A 3587-nucleotide genomic window follows, 5' to 3' on the forward strand; every position below is an offset into this window, starting at 1 on the left:
GTGTGGGTGCGTGGGTTGGCTTGCTCTGTCTCTTGTTGTTTTGTGTTTTTTTTTTTTCCTCTGGGGTGGGGCGTGTGCGCCTGGTGCTGCGCCCGCGCGGGTGACTCCGTCGTGCCCACCGCGCGGCTGCCGGGACCGGCCGGACCGACCTGATGATCATCTGAGTGTGACGACCTATCACGGCCCCCGCGCCGCGCACTCCTCACGCCGCACGGCGCTCTCCGCCGGACTCGGCGCCCTCTCCCTGCTCTGCCTCGCGTCCCTGTCGGCCGCACCGGCCGCGGCCGCGCACGAGGAGGCCGCCCCGGGCGCCCCCCGGCCGATGACGGCCGCGGAGGCCCGTACGGCCGCGTACCTGGAGTCGATCCGCAACGACCCCAGGCTGCTGCGCGGTTTCTTCCGGCACCTGCCCAAGGGCGGCGACCTGCACAACCACCTCTCCGGGGCGGTCAGGACCGAGTACCTCGTCGAGCTCGCCGCCGAGGACGGGTTGTGCATCGACACGGCCACGCTGACCGCCGTCGTACCGCCGTGCGGCCCCGGTACCCGCCCGGCCACCGATGCCCGTACCGACCGCGACTTCCACGAGGCGATCGTGCGCGCCTGGTCGATGCAGGACTTCCCGCCGGACCAGAACGGTCACGACCATTTCTTCGACACGTTCAACAAGTTCGGCGAGGTGCCCTGGCGGCATCGCGGAAAGCTGCTCGCCCAGGTCGCCGACACGGACGCGGCGCAGAACCAGTTCTACCTGGAGACCATGATCACCCCGGCCTCGGACGGCGCCCGGCAGTTGGCCGCCGAGGTCGGCTGGGACCCCGACCTGGCCGCGCTGCACGCCAAGCTCGTGGCCGGCGGCAGGCTCGACAAGGTCGTGGCCGACGCGCGCAAGGAGGCCGACGACGGTGACGCCGAGTTCCGTACGGCCGCCGGCTGCGGCACCAGCCGCCCCCGCCCCGGCTGTGCGCTGACCGTGCGCTGGATCTCGCAGGTCAATCGCGGCAGTGCGCCGGAGCGCGTCTTCACGCAGCTGGCCCTCGGCATGCGGCTCGCCGAACGCGACTCCCGGTTCGTCGCCGTCAACCTCGTCCAGCCCGAGGACTGGAACAGCTCGCTGGCCGACTACAGCCTGCAGATGCGCATGCTCAACTACCTGCGCACCGTCTACCCCAAGGCCCATGTCACCCTGCACGCGGGCGAGTTGTGGCCCGGGCTGGTCAAGCCCCAGGACCTGAAGTTCCACATCGCGGAAGCCGTGAACGTCGCCGGCACCGAGCGCGTCGGCCACGGCGTCGACCTGGTCCACGAGGACGGCTGGCAGCAGACGGCCCGTACGATGGCCGCCCGCCAGATCGCCGTCGAGGTGCCGTTCACCAGCAACGCCCAGATCCTCGGCGTGCGCGGCGCCGAACACCCCTTCAACACCTACCGCTCCTACGGCGTACCGGTCGTCCTGGCCACCGACGACCCCGGCGTCTCCCGGATCGACATCACCCACGAGTACCAGTACGCCGCCCAGACCTACGGCCTGACCTACCCCGAACTGAAGGATCTGGCCCGCGCCTCGCTCGAGTACGCGTTCCTCCCCGGCCGGAGCCTGTGGCGGGGCAACCCCACCCGTGACGGCTACCGCGCCGCGACCGCCTGCACCGGCCAGCTGCCCGGCAGCGGCCGTACCCCGACCGCGGAGTGCCGCCGGCTCGTCGCCGGCAGCGCGAAGGCCGCCGTCCAGTGGCGGCAGGAGGCTGCCTTCGCCTCCTTCGAGAGGTGAGTACCTGAGCGCGGGGGGCGAGTGTGCTGTGAGCCCAAAAGTTGCAAATTCCGTTGAACAGGTGTCGGGCGACGCGTGTGGAGTCATTCATGTGTGGCCCGAACCGTTCCGGACGGCATGCCTCGCTCTCGTGTCGATGTGCTGTCGTCATCGCCGACCCCGACGGCCCATGCGCGAAGGGGTGCAGGAGGCACCGTGCTCACCGCGTTCATCAATGCCTTCAAGACGCCTGACCTGCGCAAGAAGCTGCTCTTCACGCTGGGCATGATCGTGGTCTACCGGATCGGTACCCATGTCCCGATCCCCGGCGTCAACTACCGAGCCGTCCAGACGTGTGTGAGCGAGGCGTCCGGCAACCAGGGGCTGTTCGGGCTGGTCAACCTCTTCAGCGGGGGCGCGCTGCTGCAGATCACCATCTTCGCGCTCGGCATCCTGCCGTACATCACCGCCAGCATCATCCTTCAGCTGCTGACCGTGGTCATCCCACGTCTGGAGGCCATGAAGAAGGAGGGCCAGGCGGGCACGACGAAGATCACCCAGTACACCCGCTACCTGACGGTGGCCCTCGCCGTCCTGCAGGCCACCGGCCTGGTCGCCACCGCCCGCAGCGGCGCCATCTTCTCCGGCTGCTCGGTCGCCTCCAGCATCATTCCGGACCAGTCGGTCTTCACCACCATCACGATGGTGATCTGCATGACCTCCGGCACCGCCCTGGTCATGTGGATCGGTGAGCTCATCACCGACCGCGGCATCGGCAACGGCATGTCGATCCTGATGTTCATCTCGATCGCCGCCTCCTTCCCGTCCGCGCTGTGGGCCATCAAGAAGCAGGGCACCCTGGCGGGCGGCTGGATCGAGTTCGGCAGCGTCATCCTCGTCGGCCTCGCCATGGTCGGCCTGGTCGTCTTCGTCGAGCAGGCCCAGCGCCGGATCCCGGTCCAGTACGCCAAACGCATGATCGGCCGCCGGTCCTACGGCGGCACCTCGACCTACATCCCGGTGAAGGTGAACCAGGCGGGCGTGATCCCGGTCATCTTCGCCTCCTCGCTGCTGTCCATCCCGGCCCTGGTCGCCCAGTTCTCGGGCGGGGACTCCGTCTGGAAACGGTGGATCACCCAGAACCTGACCAAGGGCGACCATCCGATCTACATCGCCCTGTACTTCCTGCTCATCGTGTTCTTCGCGTTCTTCTACGTCTCCATCTCCTTCAACCCGGACGATGTCGCGGACAACATGAAGCAGTACGGCGGCTTCATCCCCGGCATCCGGGCCGGGCGGCCGACCGCGACGTATCTGTCGTACGTGCTCAACCGGATCACCTGGCCGGGTTCGCTGTATCTGGGGGTGATCGCCCTCGTCCCGACCATCGCGCTGGTCGGGTTCGGGGCGAGCCAGAACTTCCCGTTCGGCGGCACCAGCATCCTGATCATCGTGGGTGTCGGTCTGGAGACCGTGAAGCAGATCGAGAGCCAGCTCCAGCAGCGCAACTACGAGGGCTTCCTCCGCTGACCCCGGGGGCCGGAGGCCTGGCGGCATCGCATCTATGCACATAATCGGTAAAATCAGTACAGCATGTGGTCCGAACTCCGACTTCAGTCGCGCCGTCACCGAAGGAGCGGACATGGGTGGGCCTGAACCGATCAGCGCCGAGGGTCGTCGCGCGTTGGAGCAGCAGCTGGCCGATCTCCACGCCGAACGGCAGGACGTGGGGGGGGGGGGGGGGGGCGGCCCCCCGCCGCCGGCGCACACGGCCGCTGCCCCAGCGATGGTGGCGGGCGCTCACCCAACGCCCCCGGGGCGGCCCCGAGAATGCAAA

At 68.5% G+C, this 3587-nt stretch carries 2 protein-coding genes; both read left to right on the top strand.

What is annotated here, in order from left to right:
• The first annotated feature begins 166 nt into the window (after nt 1-166).
• Complete coding sequence (locus ACWGJB_RS28220; RefSeq protein ID WP_453382874.1) at nt 167-1771, top strand: adenosine deaminase family protein; 1605 nt, start codon at nt 167-169, stop codon at nt 1769-1771.
• A 195-nt stretch (nt 1772-1966) separates the two neighbouring features.
• A complete protein-coding gene (gene secY, locus ACWGJB_RS28225; RefSeq protein ID WP_453382875.1) occupies nt 1967-3280 on the top strand; it encodes a preprotein translocase subunit SecY in 1314 nt (437 codons plus the stop codon).
• Nucleotides 3281-3587: the final 307 nt, after the last annotated feature.

This window comes from Streptomyces sp. NPDC054813 (genome assembly GCF_053611365.1).